The sequence below is a fragment of the Streptomyces sp. NPDC060209 genome (genome assembly GCF_042728155.1).
In the GTDB taxonomy this organism is placed as follows: Bacteria; Actinomycetota; Actinomycetes; order Streptomycetales; family Streptomycetaceae; genus Streptomyces.
Genome location: NZ_JBHWZS010000506.1, coordinates 1 through 3,402, shown reverse-complemented (window position 1 = coordinate 3,402; position 3,402 = coordinate 1). Strand labels below are relative to the sequence as shown.

Sequence of the window (3,402 nt, the reverse complement as noted above, 5' to 3'; positions counted from 1 at the left end):
GTGGAAGGTCCGGCCGTCCTGTTCCACGGACGGGGTCGGCGCCGTCAGGGCAGCTGCCGGACGAACGCGACCACGAACAGTGCCCCGGCCGCGGAGCAGACGAGAACCGCCGGCAGGACCCAGCCGGGCCTGCGCTCCCCGCGCAGGGGCGCGGTCAGCCGCTCCTGCAGCCGGGCGACGCCGTACAGCCCGGCGACGGCGGCGAAGGCGCAGGGCGTGGCGACGGCGAAGTGCGCGAGCCAGGCTCCCGCCTTGCCCGGGCCACCCCAGGAATGGTCGTAAGGGCCCTGGTCCACGAGCCCGTAGAACGCCCCGCGGGCCACGGCCAGCAGGAGTACGGCGGCCAGGACCAGGGACAGCGCGCCCAGCAGCACGGTCGCCACGGCGTGCCCGGCGACCCGCACCGCTCCCGGGCGCGGAGCGTCCGGCGCCGCGTCCGCCAGCAGGAGGGAGGGCGCCGACCCGCCGCGGCCCGCGAGGGCCGCCGCGAGCGCGGCCGCGCCGCGGGGGAGCAGGGTGACCGCGTCCCACACGCGTAGTGCGGAACGGCGGGTGGCGCCTGACCGGGCGGGGGGTGTTCGGCGGGTGCTCATGGGCGCGGATGCTAGGAGCGGGTTCGACCGGGCCGCCAGATACCAGGGTGCTGTCCCCACCCCCTACTCCGGTACGGCTCAGCCCTCCCCGCAGAGCCGCATTCCCTTCGGGGTGGCACAGGGCAGGTGGCCGTTGGTCCGCATGATCTCCTCGCCGTAGTTGTCCAGGTAGTTAAGGAAGCCGGCCACCAGGGAGTCGGCGGGCGGCGAACCGTAGGTGTACGCGTACTCGATCTCCCGGTACGGGTAGCTGCTGGTGTCGAGCGTGTCCACGGACGGGGTGGTGCCGTCCATGGCCGTCCGGTGTGCCCCGTCGGGCACCGTGCCGCCCCGCAGCTCGGTGTAGCCGATCGCTCCGTCGAGCTCGGCGACCTCGGCCAGGACCTGTTCCGTGCTGTCGAGTTCGCAGCGGAGCACCGGCGCGTCGGCATAGTCCTTGGTGGTGCAGTCGCGCGAGGACGCGGCGGGCTCGTTGGCGTCGAGGACGCGGCGCTGGAAGACCTCGCGGGTCCCGGAGTTGGCGTCGCGGCTGACGAGGCGGATCTCCAGGTCGGGCCCGCCCTCGATCTCGTTCCAGTTGCGGATGTCGCCTCGGTAGATCCGTCTGATCTGTTCGAGGGAGAGGTCGGTCACCGGCACCGTGTCGTTGATGACGAGGGAGAACAGCGAGATCGCGACCCGCTTCTCGTGCAGGTCGGTGAGAGCGGCGGGTCTGGGGCCGTCGGACAGGGCGATCATGGAGGGCGAGCCGGCGGATCCGGCCTCGGCGCCCGCGGCGTCGAGCTTCCGCACCCCGGCGTTGCTGCCACGGACGTCCAGACGGATCCTGGCGCCGTCGCACTCGTCCTCGTACTTCTGCTTCAGCTCCTCCAGGACCGGCTTGAACGCGGTGGAGCCGGTGACAGTGAGGGTGCCGGTGGCGCAGTCCATCGGGGGCGGGGAGTCGTCCCGTACGACGATGATGCCGGCGAGCGTGACGACGCAGGCGGTGAGCGCCACGGTGATGATCCTCGCCGCGGGGCCGAACAGCGGAGGCTTCTCGTCGGGGCGGGCGGCCTTGTTCCGCGCCACGACACCGTCGCGGATTCCCCCGGTGACCTTGATCGGGCCGCCCACGTGCGAACCGGTGAGCAGGACCAGGAGCTTGAAGTGCTCGTTGCGGTTGAGCGGCACGCGCGGCAGCCGGATGACCGAGCCGTGGTGCCGCAGGCCGGCGGCCGGGGTGAAGTGATCCATCAGATGTTCGGCATCCGGCGAATGGGTCACGGCGATTCCGCGGACCGTCCGCCCGGTGAATTCGGCCGTCAGCCCGTGGAGTTCGCCGCGCCCGGTGTAGTCCTCGTCGCCGATCGACTGCGAGCCGTCGTTCTCGACGCGCAGCAGGACGAGCGTGGCATCGGCCATGTCCGGGGTCTCGTTGAAGAGCCCGAGCCGCACATTGGCCCGGCCCTGACTGACTTCGCTGCCTATGGGGGTGTCCATCTGCACGCGGTAGCCGATGCGCTTGCGGCGGGGTACGCGGCGTTCGTACCAGAGCACGCCCGCCGACGTCGCGACGCCCAGGACGGCGGTGAGGAGGGCGACGACGTTCTCCGGGCTGAACCACTCCATGTTCCTCGCGCTCCCCCGTGGATGAGGTGTGCCGGACGGCGTCACCGTACGGCCGGGGGCCGCGGGGTGGGAGAGCCTCCGGATTCCTTCCGGTGAAGTTCGTCTCGCGTTCAACAAGGCCACGTGGAAACAGAGTTGAGGGCTCTTCGTGGCGGCCGAGTTCTGGTCTAGACCTTGACAGGTCCAGACCATCGACGCTTGAGTTGGCCGTACCCCCCATGGCGGCGCACGCTCGGCGCGGGCGCCGCGACGAAGGAGTGATCACGTGGCCAAACGTGTCATGAGCCTGATCGCCGCGCTGGGCGCGGTCATCGCGACGTTCGTCTTCCTCCCCGCCTCCACGGCATCGGCCGCCGCCTGCGCCCCGGCCTGGAGCGCCTCATCCGTCTACGTCGGCGGAGGATCGGCCTCGTACAACGGGCACAACTGGTCCGCGAAGTGGTGGACCCAGAACGAGCGGCCCGGCGCGGCCGACGTCTGGGCCGACCAGGGCAGCTGCGGGTCCGGCGGTACGGAGGAGCCGAACCCCTCGGGCTTCGTCGTGAGCGAGTCCCAGTTCAACCAGATGTTCCCGAGCCGGAATTCGTTCTACACCTACAGCGGCCTCACCGCGGCGCTGAGCGCCTATCCCGGCTTCGCCAACACCGGCAGTGACACGGTCAAGAAGCAGGAGGCGGCGGCGTTCCTCGCCAACGTCAGCCACGAGACCGGCGGCCTGGTGCACATCGTGGAGCAGAACACGGCGAACTACCCGCACTACTGCGACACCAGCCAGTCGTACGGCTGCCCGGCCGGTCAGGCGGCCTACTACGGCCGCGGCCCGATCCAGCTCAGCTGGAACTTCAACTACAAGGCCGCGGGTGACGCGCTCGGCATCGACCTGCTCGGCAACCCCTGGCAGGTGGAGCAGAACGCGGCCGTGGCCTGGAAGACCGGCCTCTGGTACTGGAACACCCAGTCCGGCCCCGGCACCATGACGCCCCACAACGCCATCGTCAACGGCGCCGGCTTCGGTGAGACCATCCGGTCCATCAACGGCAGCATCGAGTGCAACGGCGGCAACCCGGCCCAGGTGCAGAGCCGCATCGACAAGTACCAGGCGTTCGTCCAGATCCTCGGCACCACCCCCGGCTCGAACCTGAGCTGCTGAACCCGGCCCCACCCCGGGGAGAGGGGGCGCCACGGCATCCGCCGGGGC

At 70.8% G+C, this 3,402-nt stretch carries 3 protein-coding genes; 1 reads left to right on the top strand and 2 read right to left on the bottom strand.

The genetic code is table 11. The annotated features are described in order from the left end of the window. Positions 1–44 precede the first annotated feature (44 nt). Together ACFWFI_RS41890 and ACFWFI_RS41885 are read right to left on the bottom strand one after the other, a co-directional pair. Entirely contained in the window at positions 45–593 is a 549-nt protein-coding gene (locus ACFWFI_RS41890) for a hypothetical protein (protein WP_387401082.1), read from the bottom strand. A gap of 78 nt (positions 594–671) precedes the next feature. Further along, positions 672–2,204, bottom strand: coding sequence for a substrate-binding domain-containing protein (locus ACFWFI_RS41885; RefSeq protein WP_387401080.1), 1,533 nt, complete (start codon positions 2,202–2,204; stop codon positions 672–674). Positions 2,205–2,469: 265 nt separating this feature from the next. Here ACFWFI_RS41885 and ACFWFI_RS41880 point away from each other — a divergent pair, with 265 nt between their 5' ends. After that, positions 2,470–3,354 (top strand): glycoside hydrolase family 19 protein, encoded by an 885-nt coding sequence (locus tag ACFWFI_RS41880; RefSeq protein WP_387401078.1) that lies wholly within the window; start codon positions 2,470–2,472, stop codon positions 3,352–3,354. Positions 3,355–3,402: the final 48 nt, after the last annotated feature.

Coding starts and splice junctions, on each gene's coding strand:
- ACFWFI_RS41890 (WP_387401082.1), bottom strand. CDS start 593: ATGAGCACCCGCCGAACACCCCCCGCCCGGTCAGGCGCCACCCGCCGT.
- ACFWFI_RS41885 (WP_387401080.1), bottom strand. CDS start 2,204: ATGGAGTGGTTCAGCCCGGAGAACGTCGTCGCCCTCCTCACCGCCGTC.